The organism is Marinimicrobium alkaliphilum (assembly GCF_003259155.1).
Classification (GTDB): Bacteria; Pseudomonadota; Gammaproteobacteria; order Pseudomonadales; family Cellvibrionaceae; genus Marinimicrobium_A; species Marinimicrobium_A alkaliphilum.
In genome coordinates this window covers 288,567-308,507 of record NZ_QGMQ01000006.1, presented here as the reverse complement: position 1 = coordinate 308,507, position 19,941 = coordinate 288,567, and the positions used below count along the sequence as shown (strand labels likewise).

General features: G+C 59.0%; 10 protein-coding genes. 2 read left to right on the top strand and 8 right to left on the bottom strand.

What is annotated here, in order from left to right; all coding sequences use genetic code 11:
- Positions 1–276 precede the first annotated feature (276 nt).
- Positions 277–1,401 carry a transglutaminase-like domain-containing protein gene (locus DKW72_RS11830; RefSeq protein ID WP_198411330.1) on the top strand — a complete coding sequence of 375 codons (1,125 nt, stop codon included), beginning with the start codon at positions 277–279 and terminating at the stop codon, positions 1,399–1,401.
- Positions 1,402–1,706: 305 nt separating this feature from the next.
- On the opposite strand, the gene DKW72_RS11825 is transcribed toward DKW72_RS11830, so the two are convergent.
- Positions 1,707–3,917 carry an alpha-glucuronidase family glycosyl hydrolase gene (locus tag DKW72_RS11825; protein ID WP_111642565.1) on the bottom strand — a complete coding sequence of 737 codons (2,211 nt, stop codon included), beginning with the start codon at positions 3,915–3,917 and terminating at the stop codon, positions 1,707–1,709.
- A 151-nt stretch (positions 3,918–4,068) separates the two neighbouring features.
- Here DKW72_RS11825 and DKW72_RS11820 point away from each other — a divergent pair, with 151 nt between their 5' ends.
- Positions 4,069–5,085, top strand: coding sequence for a cupin-like domain-containing protein (locus DKW72_RS11820; protein WP_111642564.1), 1,017 nt, complete (start codon positions 4,069–4,071; stop codon positions 5,083–5,085).
- Between the two features lie 20 nt (positions 5,086–5,105).
- On the opposite strand, the gene DKW72_RS11815 is transcribed toward DKW72_RS11820, so the two are convergent.
- The 7 genes from DKW72_RS11815 to DKW72_RS11785 all read right to left on the bottom strand — a co-directional run bounded on the left by DKW72_RS11815 (position 5,106) and on the right by DKW72_RS11785 (position 19,406).
- Positions 5,106–5,825 carry a SapC family protein gene (locus DKW72_RS11815; RefSeq protein WP_111642563.1) on the bottom strand — a complete coding sequence of 240 codons (720 nt, stop codon included), beginning with the start codon at positions 5,823–5,825 and terminating at the stop codon, positions 5,106–5,108.
- Positions 5,826–5,854: 29 nt separating this feature from the next.
- Complete coding sequence (locus DKW72_RS11810) at positions 5,855–7,414, bottom strand: tryptophan halogenase family protein (RefSeq protein WP_111642562.1); 1,560 nt, start codon at positions 7,412–7,414, stop codon at positions 5,855–5,857.
- Between the two features lie 200 nt (positions 7,415–7,614).
- Positions 7,615–10,503: a TonB-dependent receptor gene (locus DKW72_RS11805; RefSeq protein ID WP_157960476.1), complete on the bottom strand. Its 2,889-nt coding sequence runs from the start codon at positions 10,501–10,503 to the stop codon at positions 7,615–7,617.
- Between the two features lie 320 nt (positions 10,504–10,823).
- A complete protein-coding gene (gene xylA, locus DKW72_RS11800) occupies positions 10,824–12,152 on the bottom strand; it encodes a xylose isomerase (protein WP_111642560.1) in 1,329 nt (442 codons plus the stop codon).
- A 39-nt stretch (positions 12,153–12,191) separates the two neighbouring features.
- Positions 12,192–13,691: a xylulokinase gene (locus DKW72_RS11795; protein WP_111642559.1), complete on the bottom strand. Its 1,500-nt coding sequence runs from the start codon at positions 13,689–13,691 to the stop codon at positions 12,192–12,194.
- A gap of 241 nt (positions 13,692–13,932) precedes the next feature.
- The gene (locus DKW72_RS11790; protein WP_111642558.1) at positions 13,933–15,891 is read right to left on the bottom strand and encodes a sialate O-acetylesterase; all 1,959 of its coding nucleotides are present in this window, start codon (positions 15,889–15,891) and stop codon (positions 13,933–13,935) included.
- 152 nt (positions 15,892–16,043) lie between these two features.
- On the bottom strand, positions 16,044–19,406 hold the full coding sequence (locus DKW72_RS11785) for a TonB-dependent receptor (RefSeq protein ID WP_232522393.1): 3,363 nt from the start codon (positions 19,404–19,406) through the stop codon (positions 16,044–16,046).
- Positions 19,407–19,941 lie beyond the last annotated feature (535 nt).

The window sequence follows — 19,941 nt, the reverse complement described above, 5'->3', positions numbered from 1 at the left end:
TTATTCAAGGTTTGTGCCAGAACGTCCGCTGTCGATTGTTGGTGCACATTTGTTGGGGTATTTGTCGATTTGCACGGTTGTGGTTCCAAAACGCCGGGCCGGTGCGCTTACGTGCACCGAGAGAAGGCGATCTGGAGCTATGTGTAATCCAGCTTTTGGTGCAAAAAGATGGGCAATGGGTTTTCTTGGGGCGGCGCTCAGGCCGCTGGCTGCTAAGGTAATGGATAGAAGTGTTCGCGGGTATGTCTCACTTACAAGCTCCCAATGGTTCAGGTTATGGTATTGCGTTGGCTGTTTTTTGTGATGTTACTGCTGGCTGGCGGCTGCGCCAGCCCGGGCCCGCCCGCCTCGCCGGTGGCGCCGCCCGATTCGGTGGTGTTGGCCGGTGCCCTGTCGGGTGCGCCTCTGTTGGGGCGGCCGTACGAGGCCAGTGAGCTGCCCGAGGAAGAACTGTTCGCGCTGAGCCGCTCGCAACAGCTTTTTGCCGAGGAGAATACCGGCCATGTTCGGGGTGAGTTCCAGAAGGCCCGGGCCCTGCACAATGCATTGCTGCTCAGCACCAATCACGGCATTCGCTATTATCCTTACTTGACGTTGCCGCCCGGCCGGGCATTCGAGAATCGGGTGGCCAACTGCGTCAGCTTTACCTTGCTGTTTGTGGCTATGGCACGGCACCTGGGGCTCAATGCCGAGTTCAATGAGGTGGACGTGCCCGATGCGTGGGATATGCGCGCTGACGAGACGGATGACTACTTTGTGTTGTTGCGGCACGTCAACGGGGTTGTCAATCTGCGCGATCGCAGTCAGGTAATCGTCGACCTGGAGATGGAGCGCTACAGTCCCGTGTATCCGCAGCGGGCGATTTCCCCCGAGTCGATGGCGGCGCTCTACTACAACAACCGGGCCATGGAACTGATGACGCTCGGGCAAACTCAGGATGCGTTTCTGTATCTGCGCAAGGCGCTCACGCTCAGTGCTGACCGGGCCTATATCTGGAGCAATCTGGCGGTGCTCTATCGGCGCGCGGGCTTTGCACAGGAGGCGGAGGCGCTCTATCAGCAGGCGCTGCAGGTCCGGGGCGATGATCTTACCGCGATCACGAATCTCGGGGGGCTGTACCGGCATATGGGCGAGTGGGCGCTGGCCGATAAGCTGGCGGAGTTGGCCGAGCGCCATCGCCGGGCCAATCCTTACTATTTATACACGCTGGCGCGGCGCAATCTGGATCGGGAGGAGTGGGATCGGGCCTACGATTGGGTGCAGCAGGCGATTGCCAAGGAGCCGGGTGAGCCTCGGTTCTATGAGTTGCTGGCGGATATTTATGAGCATCGGGGGGATGGTGAGCGTGCCCGGGCGTTGCGGGAGCATGCGGAGTCGTTGTTGCCGGATTTTATGCTTTAGCTTGGACGGCCACTGGGGTCGGTAGTGCCTTTGGCAAACGCGGTGAATACATCCTTGTAGCTCCCGCGCGTCATCCCTGACGCGAGGGTTGCCAAAGGCACTACCGACCCCAGTGGCTTCAGTGCCAGCTAAGTCGGGACCGGGTGTACCTTTACGAGGACGTCTGCCGCCTGGATGGCGGCAGTCGAGCCCCCATGGACGACCCACAGGGAAGTGGGAAGTGTCCCGAAGCGCCGGGAGCGCGTAGGGACCGGGTTTACGGCGTGCCTCGTAAAGGTACACCCGGGCCCGACTCCCCCAATACGTTAGTCGAGTTCGAAGTGGACCCGGCGGTCGTTGCCTTTGGGGTGCCAGGGGTCGGGCACGTAGTGGGTGTGTTCCAGCATCTTGTAGTGCTCCAGGGTGTTCTGCGCTTCCCTGGCCCCGGTCGGCATAGCCAGGCCATTGACGCTCTGGAAATAGAGCACACAGGAGTCGCGCCAGCGGATCGCATCGCGCAGCTGGATCTCGAGCAGGGCCTTCACATGCTGGTAGCGCTGCTCGTCGATCAACCCTTCCACTTCGGCCCAGCGGGCCTGCATGTCTTTCACCTGTTGTACGCCTTTGTCGTACTTGTACACCAGCTCTTCCCACAACGTGCGGCCGGAGTTCATTTCGTGACCCCAGGGTACGTGGTGGAACCAGAGCAGGAAGTCTTCGTCGATCTCGTCCAGGTTGGCGAAGTGTGAGCGCACGGGTTCGTGGTATTGCTCGACGGCGTTGGAGCCGGTCTCGGTGCGGTCGAAGCCGATGCCGTCTTCGGTGGCGCGGTGGTAGTACCAGGCGGTCCAGTCCATGCGCTCGGCGTAGTCGTACCAGGGCGCGGGGCCGTAGTGGTGGCCCTGGGCGTAGAGGTGGGTCAGGCCCAGGGGGTTGCGGTAGTTGACGCCCGCTTCCCGGGAGATGTCCATGACTTCGTAGAGCGGGGCCAGGAAGTCCGCGTTGTTGGTGAAGGTCATGCGCAGCCACTCGTCGGCGATGTCGTCCGAGGTCAGTTCATAGTCCCAGGCCATGCGGCCAAAGGCGTACCAGCTGGATTGCACGAAGGGGTGGCCGGTCCAGTTGCGATCGGTCCCGGGGTTGATGACGCCGGCCATGCCGGTCTGGGAGTACTCGAAGACCTCGCCGCCCAAAATCCGGCCGACGGTGCTGCCTTCGCCCTGGGCATAGGTGTCGGCCTGGAGCACTTCTTCAAACAGCGGACCCTGGTAGGCCAGGTGGTAGGAGAAACCGAAGTACTCCTGAGTGACCTGCAGCTCCAGCATGATGTTGGTCTCTTTCAGACCGCCGAACAGGGGCGAGAAGGGCTCCCGGGGCTGGAAGTCGATGGGGCCGTTCTTGATCTGGAGGATCACGTTGTCCATGAACTTGCCGTCCAGGGGCATAAACTCGTCATAGGCCTCGCGGAAGCGGTCTTTCTGCTCCGGGTCGTAAACGAATGCCCGCCAGAAGATCACACCGCCGTGGGGCTCTACCGCCCGGGCGAGCATGTTGGCGCCGTCGGCGTGGGTGCGGCCGTAGCCGTGGGGGCCGGGCTCGCCCTCAGAATCCGCTTTCACCAGAAAGCCACCAAAGTCGGGGATGTGCTCGTAAACGCGATCGGTGGTGTCTTTCCACCACTGCTGTACGCGCGGGTCGAGGGGGTCGGCGGTATCCACGTCGCCAAAGGCGCGGGGCGCATCAAAGTTCAGCGAGATGTAGGTCTTGATGCCGTATTGACTGAATACGCTGGCCAGGGCGGCGACCTTTTCCAGGAACTGGTCCGTCAGGATGCGCGGGTCGGCGTTGACGTTGTTGATCGCGGTGCCGTTGATGCCCAAAGAGGCGTTCATGCGCGCATAGTCGTGGTAGCGGGGGTTGTCCTTCCATTCGGGCAGGGTGCCCCAGTCCCACAGGGACAGGCCGGCATAGCCGCGCTCGACCCGGCGATCCAGGTTATCCCAGTGATTGACCACCCGGTGCTTGACCTTGGGGGCCTCGGTGATGGCAATATCACCGATGTGTTGTTGCGTCTGTAATTTGCGCAGCAGATGGAAAGCGCCGTAGAGCACGCCGGTATCGCCCTCTGAGGCGATTACGGTGGCGGGGCGGCCGTTGACCCGGGTCGACTCGATAATGAAGCCTTCGGGACCTACGGCGGCCAGGCGTTCGCCCCAGTCCAGACCGGCAACCAGTGCCGAACTCTCCGGGGTACCGATCACCAGAGAGCCGCGGCGTTGAATGCTGTCGGCAGTGGACAGGTCGCGCTCGAGCAGGCCTTCAAGGCCCATGACCAGTTCGCGCTGGGCGGACTGCAGGACCTCGGAATCCCCCTGCACCACCAGGTGCTGGAGCTGCGTGCGGTAGCTGCGCAGCAACTGTGGGTCGGTGACCGGTTGGTAGCGCAGCCACATGTCGTAGCCGTCTTCGGCGTTGGCCTTGAGTGCCGCCCCCAGGGCGGTCACCAGAATGACACCTATTAATAAGAGTTTATTCATATTGTAAGCCTATGGAAGCTCGGTTGACGGAAAATCACTTGATGAATATCAAACTATGATAAAGTCATTTGTACTATATTGAAAGCGACTGACTATTAAGTCCTGTTAAGGACCGCAAACGAAAAAGCTAACGATAAGGTAGAGCATCCCTATGACTGAGATTCGCCGAGCCACCACTGAATGGCAGGCCATGACCCCGGAGCGTTTCCGCGCGGAGGTGCAGCCTCTGTATCGCCCCGCCGTGTTTCGCGGCTATGTCAAACACTGGCCGGCGGTACAGCGGCAGGCGCAGTCCCTGTCCACTTACGTGGATTACCTGCAGCAGCTCGACAGTGGTAAAGAGGTGGTCACCTACACGGGCGATTCGGCCATCGGCGGGCGTTTTTTCTACCAGGACGATCTGGAGGGCTTCAACTTTGAGCGTATTGCCGAACCTTTCAGCCGCGCACTGGCGCGGATTCTGGATGCCGCCGAGCGACCTGAACCACCGGCAATCTATACCGGCGCCGTCAGTATCGCTGACACCGTGCCGGAGTTCGCCCGTGAACACCGTTGTGACCTGGCGGGTAACACGGCCGTAGCGCGTATCTGGGTGGGCAATCGGGCCAAGGTGTCGACCCACTACGATATGCTCGATAACGTCGTCTGTGCGGTGTCCGGCCGGCGGCGCTTCACGCTGTTTCCCCCCGAACAGTTGGTGAACCTGTATGTCGGTCCCATTGACTTTACCCTGTCGGGTCAGCCGGTGAGTATGGTGTCACTGGATGAGCCGGACCTGGCGCGCTACCCGCGCTTTGCCGAAGCCCTGGAGCATGCCGAAGTGGTGGAGCTTGAGCCCGGCGATGCGCTCTATATCCCCAAGCTCTGGTGGCACAATGTGGAGTCGCTGGAGCCGGTCAACACCATCGTCAATTACTGGTGGAACGCCACCGAACTGGGCCCGGACGCGGCCTTTACCACCATGATGCACGGCCTGCTGACCATCAGCCACTTGCCCGAGCCGGAGCGCCGGGCCTGGCGTGCCTTCTTTGATCACTATGTGTTCCGCCCGGAGGGCGATCCGGTTGCGCATATCCCGGAAGAAAAGCGCGGGGTACTGGGGCGCATGACGCCCAGACTGTATCAGGCGCTCAAGCGCCAGGTGTTCGAGCTGCTGCGCCGCTCCTGACGCGGCGCAGGGGTGACACGCTAGGCGCCCAGGCGCTGGTTTTTACGCTCGATCAATTGCTCCATCTGCCCGAGCGATGCAATCATCATGTAGGCCGCCTGCAGGTGGCCTGAGCGGTGCATGGCCACGACCTGCTCCGGGGTCAGGGCGTCGAGTGCGTCCTGGCTGATTGTGTACAGGCCGTTGATTTCGCGCCGCTCGCCGTTGCGAAACTGGATTTCGAAATTGGCCGGCACAATCATTTCCTGTTCCAACAGGGCCTGAATGAAATCCTGGGTTTCCACGAAACCGTCTTTCAGGGTTTTCAGCACCGAGGTCATGTTTTCAGTGAAGGGTGTTGGGAAGCCCCGGTCGTTAAACAACGCCTCGCCGTCCTGTTCGCTGATGCGCTCGCTCTGCATGTCGATCAACATGACATGCTCTTCTTCACCCGCCGGTGTGGTTTGCGCGCCGATCATAAACGGGTGGCGGCGGATATTCAGGGGCACATAGCCCACCTGCCAGCGATCCTTCTCCACAAACAGATTTTCACCGGGATCAAAACCGAAGAGTGCGACACAGGCGAACTGGCCGGTGTCCTCATTCTTGGTCAATAACACCGGAAAGTGCGACGCCAGGCGCTGAAATTCCTGGGTAATGACCGAGCAGTTGCGACTGACCGGACCGACAACGGTGCGGGCGTCGCCGAGTACGCGGGTGTTTTTATGGGTGTTGCTATCGAGCAGTACCGGTTCGCTCATAGTGACCTCTTGTGTGTTTTACGTTCTGGTTATAGTTTTTGAAAGCCGTAGTCATGGACCTTGTTGAGCAACGCCCGGTTGCTCGGTAGTTTGGACACCATCATACGGGTAATGCGATCATTTTCCTGCAGTTGCCGCTGGGCAAAAGCACGTTCCTGGGGTGTCAGGCGGATGTGATCGGATTCGGTTTTGAAACCCATGCCATAGAGCACGTACTGGTAGCTGGCCGCGGGGAAGACTTCCCGTCGGCTGGTAAAGTCGTGATCCCAGGGGTGCTGGTAGCGCCACAGGGCCATCAGTTCATTGAGGCTGTCGGGAATGGTATCCGGATCGCAATTGTCGATCCAGAAATCATTGTCCGTGCGCTGGGTCAGAATGTAATGCAACTTCAGAAAGTCGATGATCCGGTCCCAGCGGTAGCGAAAGGTCTGGTTGAAGCGCTTGGCGATGGTGTCCATGGCTTCGCGGCAGGTGGGCATCTGTTCGCTGATCATTTCTGCGGACAATTCCACGAGCACCAGAGCCGAGGCTTCAAGCGGTTCGAGAAAGCCGGCGGACAGGCCCACGGCGACACAGTTGTTCTGCCAGAACACCTGCCGGTGTCCCGGACGAATGGGGATCTTGCGAAAACTCAGCTCCTTGGCGCGCGCTTCGCCTACGCTCTGTGCGATGTAGCGGGTCAGGGCTTCGGCGGCGCGCTCCTCATCCGTATGGCGACTGGAATACACGTGGCCGACGCCGCGCCGGCTCTGCAGGCCAATATCCCAGATCCAGCCAGCGGCCTGCCCGGTTGAAATCGTGTGTGAGGCAATGGGATCGTCTTCGCTAGAGTAAGGCACTTGTGCGGCGAGGGCCGAGTCGACAAAAAGCACATCGCTTTTGTCGATAAAGGGGACCTGATAGTGCTTGTCGATCAGCAGGCCGTGAAAACCGGTGCAGTCGATAAACAGGTCGCCTTTAATCTCGCCGCTGGCCTGGGTGTCCACGGCGGCAATGTCGCCATTGTCTTTGCTGATAACTCGGGTGACGTTGTCGCAGGTATAGTTAACGCCCAGTTTCTCCAGGCAGTGCTTTTTCAGAAACTCGGAAAATTTTCCGGCATTCAAATGGTAAGCGTAGTTGGCGACCGCTTCGTACTCGGGGGTCGCGATACTCTTTGGTGCAAGGCCGTTCTCGCACAGTGCTTCCTGGTAGCACACGGCCGCCGAGAAGGACTTGTCGTGGCCGTTGGTTTGCCAGTAGGGCGCCAGGTTGCCGTGCATAAATCCCTGAGGCAGCACCAGCGGGTGGTAGTAAAAATCGTCGTCGGCGCCGGTGACCCATTTTGCAAACTTGGCACCTTGCTTAAAGCCGACATCGCATTCGCGAATAAAATCGGTTTCTGAGATGCCCATTTTGCGTAAGGTAGTGCGCATGGTTGGCCAGGTGCCTTCGCCCACGCCGATGGGTTTGATGTCCGGTGATTCGACCAGGCTGACGCGCAAGCCGGCGTCGGTATTCGACTGGTGTTGGGCGGCGATGGTGCCTGCAGTAATCCAGCCTGCAGTGCCGCCACCGACGATGACGACTGAGGTAATGGGCTGAGTCATAGTATGTACCTAATAGGGCTTTTATTTAGGTAGTGGCCCGTGCGGTTATTGTGCTGATTCGCACAGGGGCATAATGTCTAAAGTACCAGAAGTTGACGGGCATGCGAAGGGCTTCGGGCGATAAAATTCGCATAAAAAAGGCCGCCCCGGAGGGCGGCCAAACGCACTAAGCTAATACAACAGAGTTGCAGAGGGTTGGCTTAGAAAGAAGCGCGTACACCGAGCGCAAAGCGCGGGCCGGTGGAGATGGCTTCGTACAACTGCTCGTCGTAACGACCGGTTGAACGGTAGCCTTCGCCCGTAAGGTTGATACCTTCGAGCAACACGCTGATGTTTTGGGTGACATCGTAGCTGACGCTTGCGTCCCACTGACCGTAGTCATCCACAAATACCGCGTCGCCACCCTGCAGCTGACAGAAGCACTGCAGGAACTGGTCGCGCCAGTTGTAGGCCAGACGCGCAGACCAGGGGCCCTGCTCGTAGTAACCCACCAGGTTAGCGGAGTTGCTCAGGCCGGTGATGGCAAAGCGCTGGTCAACATCTTGCGGATCGAGTTTGCGATCGGTGTCCACAAAGGTCACGTTGGCGCCCACACCGAAGCCGGTGTAACCAAACTCGTGCTGAATCGCCAATTCGATACCTTCAACGCGGGCCGTCGGGCCGTTCACATCAGAGCTGATGTTGAACATGGCGAGTGACGCTTGCGCCGGCGGCGTCGGATTATCGATGGTGCCGCCCGCGGAGCTCGGATCGGTGACATCATTGATGCTGTCGCGACGGGTACCGCCGACGATGAAGTCATCAATGAATTTGACGAACACGCCTGCAGACACATAGCTCAAGGGTGAGTAGTACCACTCGACACCCAGATCGATGTTGTCAGAGGAGAAAGGTTTCAGGCCAGGGTTGCCAGCGGATGCAGTCAGACCGCCGCCGGGACGGGTGTCGCCAATCGTGCGGGTTGAGCGCAGGCTGCCAATGCCCGGACGGGTGATGGTGCGGCTGGCAGCGAAGCGGCCGACCACGTCATCGGTAATGTCCAGACGCAGAGTCAGGCTCGGCAACAGCACACTGTAGTTTTGCGAGTCGGTGAACTCGGTCAAGCCACCCTCTTCATAGATGGGCTGCATCTGGGTCGGATCGGTAAACTCAAGGCCGATCAGGTTGTTTTCCTGGCCGGTTGAGCTGATATCCGTGCGTTCGAAGCGCATGCCGGTAAGAACGTTCAGCGGCATATCGAAGAAGTAGGTGTCGAAATCCGCTTCCACGTAGGTGGCGAGGGTTTCTTCACGCACCTGGTAGCTGTTGGGCGACCACTCGGTGGGAATTTGGGTATAGCCGTCTCCGGCGGTGGCCCAGATCACATCGAACACGTCTTGCGGGTTGTAGTACACCCAGCGGTCGGGCAGGTTCTCGTTACCGCTGAACTGGCTCAGGAAGCCGCTGCCGGTGCGGGTGCGACCGGAAAGATCAACATTGTCGTTCAGGTTCGGGTAGCCGTAGAAGCCGCCGAACTGCTCAACCACATTCATGTCAGCGCCGCCATGGGCGTTGTACTTGAGGCGGTTGTTTTTCTTCTGGTCGGTGAACATCAGGCCCGAGCGCAGAGTCAGGTTGTCGTCCTCCCAGGTACCGGCGATACGGAACTGGTTCAGATCGTCGACCGTGTTGCCGCTCTGGATATCGTTGCGGTGCGCGCGCAGACCTGCCTGCCAGATTTCGCCATCGGGGCCGGTGCCGGTTTCGGCTGAATCCGGATCGATGTTATTGGCGGCCGCATAGGACTGACAGTTGGCTTCGGTGGTGTCGGTCCAGTTGCCGTTACCACAGAAAGGCGCCTGGACGCGATCCGGGTTTGCATCGTAGATATTGGTCAGTACCGGAAGCTCGGCGCCGTCGATGATCTGGAAGCGCTGCTGGTTGCGGTAGCCGATGATCGCTTGATACTGGTTGAACTCGCCGCCCGGGTTCTGCTCGGAGCGGGCCATGTTGGCATCCAGGCTCAGGTTGAAGCGATCAGTCAGCTGCCAGTCGACGTTGACACCAAAAGAGTTGTTCTCTGACGCGTTGGCGCCCCAATCCTGAATGTTATCGAAAGTACCTTCTTCGAACATGTCGATAACGGTGCCGTTCTCGTTAATCACTACGTCACTCAGAGCGCCGGAGTTAAACCAAACGCCGAACTGAGAGTATTCCCAATCGTTTTCCAGTTTTGAGTAGAGATAGTCTGCGGTGACGGTCAGGTCAGCGTTAGGCGCGTACTGGAACGTCAGGGCCGCGTTGGTGCGCTCGCGCTCGGTGTCGCGCACCGAGATGTTGTAGTTCTGCGCAAAGAACAGGTTCGGCGTCTGATTGACTTCCGGGTTGGTGATGGCGCCGTCAGCGTAGTTGGTGTTCGGGCGCCAGCCGTCTACGGCTACCCGCTCTTGCTCGTACTTACGCTGTTGGTAAGACACGGCGAACAAGACGCCGATGGTGTCATCGGCAAAGGTGTTGCTGAACAGGGCTGAGACCTCAGGCGTGATATCACCCTGATCGGTATCGGTCACACCTTTGAGTGTGCCGGCGGCACGGAACTGGCCGATATCCAGCGGACGCGCGGTGGTGACGTTGATACTGGCACCGATACCACCTGACGGATCAGTGGCGTTTGCGGTTTTGCGCACTTCGACGCCGTTGACCAGCTCGGCCGCCAGGTCGTTGAAGTTGAAATCACGGCCGTCGCTACTGGACGGCATTTGGCGACCGTTGACCATAACCAGGTTATAGGTCGGGCCCATGCCGCGAACGCTCACGGAGTTACCTTCACCGGCACTGCGGTCGATAGAAACACCGGGAACACGTTGGAGAGATTCTGCCAGGTTGGCATCGGGGAAGCGGCCGATGTCTTCGGCGGCGATGGCGTCGACCACACCGCTGGAGTTACGTTTAATATCCTGAGCGCGCTCCAGAGAAGCACGGATACCGGTGACCACGACCTCTTCCAGGATGGCCTCATCCTGAGCCAGGGCGGTACCTGCCATACCAGCCATTGAAGAGGCCATAGCAACAGACAGCATTGCCTGGGATAGTTTGTTTTTTCTGAACATATGTCTTTGAACTCCCATTAATTTTTATGACGGAGCCAACAACTAGGGCAACCAGATACAGCAAAAATCTGATTAATAGTTATTAGTCAGCAGGACTATTACACTCGCTGAACTCATTGTCAATATGACTAACAGGTGGATTTGGAATGACGCGGGATTTTTTTATGACTGATCGAAATGCTTCGAGATGATTCATATGCCAAAGAGTTTCTATTTATTCGCTAACATTTTTTAACATCTTGATGTTGCGACTTTTTGGGCATAAAAAAGGGCGGCCCGCCGTCGCGGTGCCGCCCTGATGGCGAGAGTTTTTCTAACGCTTAGATGTAACGGTTGACGATATTCTCGTACAGTTCTTGCTGACCGCTGGTCTGCTTGGGCTCGCCCACGGCGTTGCCGATTTCAGCCAGCTGCTCGAGGCTCAACTTGCCTGCTTCATAGTCTGCACCTTTGCCGGCGTCAAATGAGGCGTAGCGCTCTTTGCGCATTTTCTCAAAGGAGGATTCGCGCACGATGCGATCGGCAATGATCAGCGAGCGGGCAAACACGTCCATGCCGCCGATGTGACCGTGGAAGGTATCGTTCAGGTCGGTGGAGTTACGACGACGTTTGGCGTCGAAGTTTACACCGCCACCCTGGAAGCCGCCGCTGCGCAGCAAGACCAACATCATTTCGGTGGTTTCGTTGATGTTGTTGGGGAACTGGTCAGTATCCCAGGCATTCTGGTAATCGCCGCGGTTGGCGTCGATGGAACCGAGCATGCCGGCGTTGGCCGCCACTTGCATCTCGTGATCCATGGTGTGTTGTGCCAGGGTCGCGTGGTTGGTTTCGATGTTCAGTTTGAAATCTTTATCCAGGCCGTGGTGACGCAGGAAGCCAATAACGGTTTCGCTGTCGAAGTCGTACTGGTGCTTGGACGGCTCCATGGGCTTGGGCTCGATCAGGAAGTTGCCTTTGAAGCCATTGGCGCGGCCGTAATCGCGGGCCATGGTCAGGAAGCGGGCCATGTGCTCCTGTTCGCGCTTGATGTCGGTGTTGAGCAGGCTCATGTAACCTTCGCGACCACCCCAGAAAACATAGTTCTCACCGCCCAGGGCGATGGTGGCGTCGATGGCGTCCTTGAGCTGGGCGCCGGCGTAGGCGACCACATCAAAGTCAGGGTTGGTAGAGGCGCCGTTCATAAAGCGCGGGTTGGTAAACAGGTTGGCAGTGCCCCACAGCAGCTTAACACCGGATTCCTTTTGTTTGGCTTTGGCCAGCTCTGTCCACGCATGCAAACGCTTTTGGGTTTCGGCGCGCGAGCCACCCTCTTCAATCACGTCGACATCGTGAAAGCAGTAGTAGGGCGTGCCCAGCTTGGTGAAAAACTCAAAGGCCGCGTCCAGCTTCATGCGGCTGCGGGTGTCGGCGTCTTTGCCTTCGCTCCAGGGGAAATGGAAGGGGCCAGGGCCGAACGGGTCATGACCGGCGCCACAGAAGGTGTGCCAGTAGCACACGGCAAATTTGAAGTGCTCTTTCAACGTTTTACCGGCAACCACTTTATTCTCGTCGTACCATTTAAACGCGAACGGGTTGTCCGATTCCGGGCCTTCGTATTGGATCTTGTCGACCCCGGGGAAGTATTCTTTGTCGCCTAGTGTAATGCTCATGATGTAACCCTTGATGTCAGTGTTAAGTGTGCAAAGTGTTTAGTTGGCCTCGGCCAGACGTCGGTCGACGGCAGCGCGCCACTGACCGTACAGCTCCTGATAGCGACTCTGCAGAGCCGCATCCGGTTCGATCACCGCCTTGCGCGTAAGTGTGCGGAAGACGTCGGCGCGACTGCTGTAGTAGTCGCAACCCCAGGCCGCCGCCCGGGCTACGCCCTCGGCGGTATCGGTCTGGTAAAGTTCAAGCGGTGCCTGAGTGAGGTTAACAAAGGCACTGCTGAAAATGGGGCTTAAAAACATGTTGCTGTGACCGGCGCGCACCACGCGGGTTTCCGCGCCCAGCCCCTTGATCAGTTCAAAGCCCAGGTTCATGGCGTAGGCTACGCCCTCCTGAGTGGCGCGTGCGACGTGTTGGGCGCTGTGGCGATTCAGATCCAGGCCGTCCATCTGGGCGGACAGGAGCTTGTTGCGCATAACCCGCTCGGCACCGTTGCCGAAAGGGAAGACCCGGAGCCCGTCGCTGCCGGGCTCGATTGCCTCGGCCAGCTCGTTCAGGGCCGGGTAGGACAGATCACCACCAGCGCTGAGCAGACCTCGCAGCCAGCTGTTCATGCGTCCGGCACCATTGATACAGGCCAATAGACCCTTGTGAGCCGGAGCGTCGCCCTTGTTCACATGCAGGAAGGTGTTGATGCGCTGGTCCGGATCGGCAATGTTTTTGTCGGTAACCGCATAGACCACACCGGACGTACCAGCGGTGGTGGCGACGTCGCCGGGTTCCAGGACGTTCAGGCTCATGGCGTTGGCGACCTGATCGCCGGAGCGGAAGGCCAGCTTGGCGCCGGGCTTGATACCCAGCTCATTGGCCGCAGCCTCGCTCAGTTCACCCTGAATTCCCAGGTTGGGTACCTGGGTGGCGAGCAGGCTCGGATCAATGTGCCAGTGCTCGAGTAACTTGTCGGCGGCTTTGCCTTCAGCAAAGTCCCAGAATACCCCTTCAGACAGGCCCGAGGCGGTGGTGGTGAATTCGCCGGTGAGTTTGTAGGCAACGTAATCGCCTGGCAGCAGAATTTTGTGAATTTTGCTGTAGACCTCGGGCTCGTTCTCTTGCACCCAGCGCAATTTGGCCGCGGTGAAGTTGCCCGGTGAGTTGAGCAGGTGTTTCATGCACCAGTCGCTGCCCAGGGCGTCAAAGGCTTTTTCACCGGTGGCGACCGCACGGCTGTCACACCAGATGATCGAGGGACGCAGGACGTCGCCCTGAGCGTCGACGGCCACCAGGCCGTGCATCTGGTAGGAGATGCCGATGGCGCCGATGGTGTCTTTCAATGCCGGTTTTTCGGCCCACATCTGGGCGCAGCCCTGGCGGATGGCGTCCCACCAGGCCTCGGGCGATTGCTCGGCCCAGCCGCTTTGGGGGGCGTCGATGCGCATTTCCTGAGGCGGATAGGTGGCGCTCGCGACTCGCTCGCCGGTCGCGCCGTCGATAACCGCGAGTTTGACTGAGGAGCTGCCGATATCCAATCCGAGAAGGTGCATAGTCTGTCCTGTAGCAGGCATTGCAAACGGGGGTTGCAAGGCAAATTAATCAATCTGTCCGATGGGCACTGACGAAACATTATTTAGGCTTCTGGGCCGCTATGCTCTGGTGCACGCGCACGGAATCGAACAGCATGGCGATATGCTTATGGTATATTTGACATTAATGTTTGTACAGAGTTTGACAGAAAAAAAATATTAATACAAAAAAAGCCCCGGTTTTACGGGGCTTTGATCGATGTTAGCGCTCACTCACAGGTTGTTCATCGGTCCTGAAGGGGCTGGCAGGGAGACCCTCGCGGTTGCACAGGTTGGCGCCCTCGGGATTGTCTGCCCAGGCGTAGCGCACCATCTGGGGGCGGCGTACCTCGGGGTTGCTGACCTGTATCCGGTCTCCCCGGATGCGGGCCTGGGCCCAGACAAACTCGCCATCCTCTCCCGCAATCGCGAAGTGCTGCAAGGGCTCTCCATCGCAGCTGGCGAGGCCGCCGCCGGTGTGCTCGAAGCTGATATCGATGCGATTGCGGCGCACGCGCGCCTCCTTGAACAGGGGCCCGGAGTATACGAGGTTCTCCTCGCCATAGGCGATGGCCCGGGCTGCCAGTGCCAGACGCTCACCCACTGAGGCCTTGTCGAGGGGGTGAATGTCGTTCCACTCGCCTACGTCGATGGCAACGGCCATGCCGGTGTGTGCGACGCCCAAGGTCTGCTTTTGAGCTTCCCGCAGGCGGGCCCAATGGCTGTCGGTGGGTTGCTCGTGAGCGGCCATGTAATTGGCGAGCTGTACGAACAGGAAGGGCAGCTCATCGTTGTTCCAATGTCCGCGCCAGTCCTCAATCAGGGTTTCGAACAACTCGGCGTACTCGCCGTAGCGCCCGGCGTTGGATTCGCCCTGGTACCAGATGACACCGGTAAAGGGCACCTTGTGCAGGGGCGCGATCATGCCGTTGTAGAGCCCCAGAGGTTTCCAGCGGATGAAGGTGGAGCCACCTTTGGCGGGCATTTGCGCTCCCAGCCGGTAGTGCCACTCGCCGGTGAGGTCGATGCTCTCGCCTTGCCACTCCAGCTCGTAGTCCTTGTCCTCCCAGAAGCCTGGACGCCCGCTTTCGCTCACCAGGCGCACGGTGAGGGTGTTGGTGCCGGCTTTGAGCACGCCTTCGGGCAGACGGTACCAGCGGGGTGGGTACTGGTACCAGGTACGCCCCACCAGTTCTCCGTTGAGGAAGGTGGCGTCGGCGTCAGTCATGGTGCCCAGGTTCAGAAAGGCCGGCTTGCCGGCCCAGGAGTCCGGGACTTCGATGGTTTTACGCAGCCACCAGACGCCGTTGACCGGCTCTTCCGGATCGCTCCAGAAACGGGGCAGCTCGATGGTATCCCAGTCGCTGTGGTCGTAATCACTGCGGGCCCAGTGGAAGCTGCCGTTGCGCAGCCCGCGGTCGGTGCGTTCAAGGGCTTCATCCCACTGGGCGGCACGGGACTGGTCGGCAAGGGTGATTTCGTCGATCAGGTCGTCGTCGCGAAAGCGCTTGCCCTCTTCAAGATGGTGGGGGAATGCCTTGAGGCCCTCCTCGCTGATCCAGGCTTCGATGGGAGACCCACCCAGGGCGGCATTCATGACGCCGATGGGCACGCCCGTGTGCTGGTGCAGGTCTTTGGCGAAAAAGTAGACCACAGCGGCCACATCCCAGACGGTCTCCGGGGTGATGGCGACCCACTCACCGCCGTCCAGGTCCACTTCGGGGGCCTTGAAGTTGTAACGGTCGGGCACGTAGAAATAGCGGATTTCGGGGAAATCGGCGCGGGCCATTTCGTCGCGGTTGATGGTCTTGGTGCGGCCCATGGGGAGTTCCATGTTGGATTGACCCGAGGCCAGCCAGATGTCGCCCACCAGAACGTCGTTCAGGGTAATGCGGTTGTTGCCCTCGACCACGAGCTGCTCGGGGCCGCCGGCGCCCTGGGGCGGGAGGGTGACTTCCCAGTGGCCCTCGGCGTCGGCCTCGGTGGTGTAGCGCTCGCCCCGGAACTCGACCCGGACGGCCTCGCCCGGATCGGCCCAGCCCCACACGGGCACCGGGGTATCGCGTTGCAGAACCATACCGTCGCTGACCAGTTGGGGCAGTCGGACATCGGCCATAAGGGGGTTGGGCAGCAGTGCCGCCGCATAAACGCCGAATAGCGCGAGTAGGGTGAATTTTTGCATAAGGTTGAATCCGTCAGTGTCACAGTAAAGCGCCGGGTAGAGGCAGCGCGGACAAGGCGTTAGCGGGTCAACAAACAACAAAAAAGCGCAGTACCGAGGTACTGCGCTTTTTCTCTTGCTGGCGACTAGCGCATTGTTCCTCGCGAGTTACCTTAGAAGGTAGCCTGCAGGATCAGTGCGATGCGGCGGTCGTTCACAAACCAGGAGCGACCGGTACGCGTGTCGTTTTCATCCAGAACCATGCGTGTTTCGGTCTGGGTGTTGAGCAGGTTGGTGCCCTGCAGTCCGACTTTGATTTCCGGTGTGACGTTGTAGAACACCGAGCCATCCAGGAAGCCCTGACTGGTGTTCCAAATCGGCGCACCGCTGATCACGTCACGGGTGGTGATCAGATACTCAGACCGCCAGTTGTAAGCCAGACGCGCTGCCCAGTCATTCTTCTCGTACATCGCCACAAAGTTGGCGGTGTGACGGGACTGACCGCGCAGAGGCAGCGTCAAAGACTCGATATTGACGGGGTTCATACCCGGCTGCGGCGGTGCCACTTCATCACCTGGCTCGGCCTCAGTCGGGGCGTCACTTCCGGCGAAATTGGGAATGCCCTCAGAGTCGATATAGGTGTAGTTCGCCTGGATACCGAATCCGTCCCAAGGCGCCGGCAGCATGTCGTAGAACTGCTGATAGGCGATTTCAAACCCTTGCAAGTGACCGTCACCGCCATTTCGGGTGGTGGTCATTTCCACAGGCTGAGTAACACCGCTGTTCGGGTTGTTGTAAGTCTGTGGGAAAGAGCCTTCGATAAAGAAGTTTTTCAGATCTTTATAAAAGGCACTGAAGGTCATTGAGCCGACCGGTGCAAAATACCACTCCAGCGCGGCGTCGAACTGCCAGGATTCCATCGGTGCCAGATCCGGGTTGCCGCCGCTGCCGGTCCACTGAACCGGGTTGACGTCGGCAATATTCCGGCCTTCATCGATGGGCTCATCGGGATCGACCTCTTCCTCGATGATTTCGCCATCCTCTGTGATGTAAGCCACCTGCAGCTGACGCGCACCCAAGACAGCGCGGTTGCGGACTTCAGACATGTCGGGCCAGGCAATGGCTTTGGACACCGCGAAGCGGGCAATCCAGTCGTCATTGAGGTCGACGCGCAAGTTGAAGCTGGGCAGCACATCGGTATAAGTACCGGTGTTGCGGGTCAGCTCGGCGGTATCGTTACCGAAGGCGCGCTCTTCCTCGGTAAGCCAGTTGCGTGCTTCGCGAGAGTAAGCCAATTCGCGCAATACCGCATCTTCGCGGTTCTGCGGGTCGTTGTCCCACTCTTCCTCGTTGCCTTCGTATGGATCCACTCGACCTTCAGCCCACTCGCGAATCACCTCTGGATCGGCGCGAACGTCTGGCGCACCTTCCGGGGGCGGCGTTCCGGGGACCAGGTCAGGAAAGATCACCGAACCGATAGCAATACGGTCAAGTTCGACATAACGGACACCGAAGTTACCGGTTGCGCGACGGCCTGCGATTTCAGATTCGAAATCGAAGCGAACGTAGCCTGCAGAGTTGCGCTCGGTGGTGTCGTAAATCTCAGGTTCCTGGAAGTACGTACCGGGAATCACGTCGGCGCGATTCTGGTAGGGCTCCCAGATGCCGTCACCCTCAGGGTTGTTCTGGGGCAGCTGACGACCTTCGATGACTTCACGTACCAGGGACTCTTTCGGGAACAGGAAGCCGTCTCCGGGAATGCTGACGACGCCACCGCGGTGGAAGTCGGACCAGTCAATCCATTCGTATTCGGTGCTCAGCTCTTCGTTCTCGTTGAGCCACATGGCGCCAGCACCGCCACCCGGTCCCCACTCGGCGCCGATATGGCCCCAGTTGTAGGAGGTTTGACGAACCACCTGATTGCGGTCGGCGTAGCGCACGCCGGCTTTTACGCTGGTCAGGAAGGGCATGTCGTCCAGGTGATGTGTGGCGTCAAACCGGTAGGCCCGCAGTTCGCCCTCAGAGCGCTCATAGTGGTCCATGGCCGAGCGCCACCAGTAGTTTTCCGGGTTCTGGAAGTACCACTCTGAGCCCACCAGATCCGGGTTCCAGGGTGCGGCCTGAGGCTCGTAGTCCTCGTCAAAACCTTCTGTACCGCGACGGCCGTCCCAGGGTTCAACGATAGCCAGGCGTGGCGTACTGCCGGTGGTGTCAAAGTTCTGCAGGGCGTAGAAACCGTTCGCGATCTGCAGGTCGTCATCGCTCGCTGTGGCATCAACAAACTGAATGTCCGCTTCCAGATCCCAGCGATCAGACGGGCTCCATTGGAAGTTGAAGCTCAGATCGTCAGTGATGGTACGGGTGTCTTTTACACGGGTATCAGCCTGGAACTTTTGACCGAAGTATTCGTTGTCCGGTGCGCCGCCACTGGCACCGCGCCAGCCGCAGCAGTCGGTAATATAGCCTGCTTCAAACACGCCGTCGTCGCGCCAAGCAAACTCGCTGTTCGGGTGCGGGCGGGCACGACGGGTTTCCGCGCCGGCCAGGCTGCCATCGTCATCACCGTAGCCACCCTGATACTTGACCGCGTTCTCTTTCCAGGTCAGGCGAGCGTCTGAACGCAGAAATTGGGCGGTTGCTTCCATGGTGCCGTCGGGGCTGGCCCATTGACCGGCAGCGGCAAAACCGCGGCGAGTCCGATCATCTTCTTTGGTGAAGAAGTTGGAGCCGTTGGTCATCCACACCCGGCCGTCATCGCGGGCAACTACGCTTGAAGGCGCATTCAGGTCTTCGGCATTGTAGAGTACATAGGCGTCACTCTGGATACCGTGGGATTCGCTGTACAGCTGGGAGTAGGAGGCGTTGAACAGCAGACCAAACTCGCCGATGTCGGTCATCCAGCGATCGCTGAACAGGCCGGAAATCGTGGGCCCCCACTTTTCTGCCATGTCGCCCCAGGAGAGATCGCCGCTGAGGGCTACTTGGCGACCATCCTGATCAAAGGGCTTGCGGGTACGCAGGCTGACGGTACCACCGATACCGCCTTCGATCATGTCGGCGGATTGGTTTTTGTACAGATCAACACCGCCCATCAGCTCCGGCGGTACGTCCTGGAAGTTCAGGCCGCGACCGGAGTTGGCGCTGAAGGAGTCGCGCCCGTTGAACTCGCTGCGGGTTTGCTGCATGCCGCGCACGACGGCACCGCTGCCTTCGGTACCAAAGTGATCCGGGTCGTCCGGTGCGGCAAAGCGCTCGATGGATACACCGGGCATCCGCTGCATGGCCTCAAGCACACTGCGGTCGGGCAGTGAGCCGATGTCTTCGGCAGAGATGGCGTCGACGAAGGTGTCAGCGTTGCGGCGGATATCCTGCGCGTTCTGCAGGTTCTGGCGCGTGCCGCTGACGATAATCTCTTCGAGAATCATATCCTGGTCGCCGGTCTGCGCCAGGGCTGGTGTGCTCAACGCCATAACAGACAAGGCGAGGAGCGATTTTTTAAAGGTGGCGTTCTGCTTAAGGTTGTCTCGATAAGCCATAACATTAAACCCCGTTGTTATTATGCAACACAGTATTGACCGGAAACCGCTCCTATCCTTACTTGGCTCTGGGCCCGTAGAACAGCAGGCGCGGTACTACCTGTGAACACTTGTTGAATTAGATGAAAGCGTCTCTTGCGTGCCTATTTGCAGCTTCTGCGAGCCCTTTACGTAATAGTCAACAAGACCACTATCCGAAATAGTGCATCATGCTCGCATAATAGTCAAATAGAAAATTAGTCGATTTGCACGACTTTGTCACTTGTTATTTGGGCTGCTGGAATTATTCGCTTTGACTGGGACGACTTCGGGAGGTATAACACGGATATATCATACATAAAGCAATAACGCGCCATTAGGCGCGGTGGTGGAGAGTAGGGCCGTCGGGTGCGACGGCAGGTGTGGCAGTACAGGCATTATCGCGATAGGTTATGCTGCCACTGATCTTTCATTCAGTTAAACATGGGAAAAAATAGGAAGTCTGTTGTGACAACCAAATCCAAGACCCCCAGTCGGCCCCACAGCCGCGTGGAGC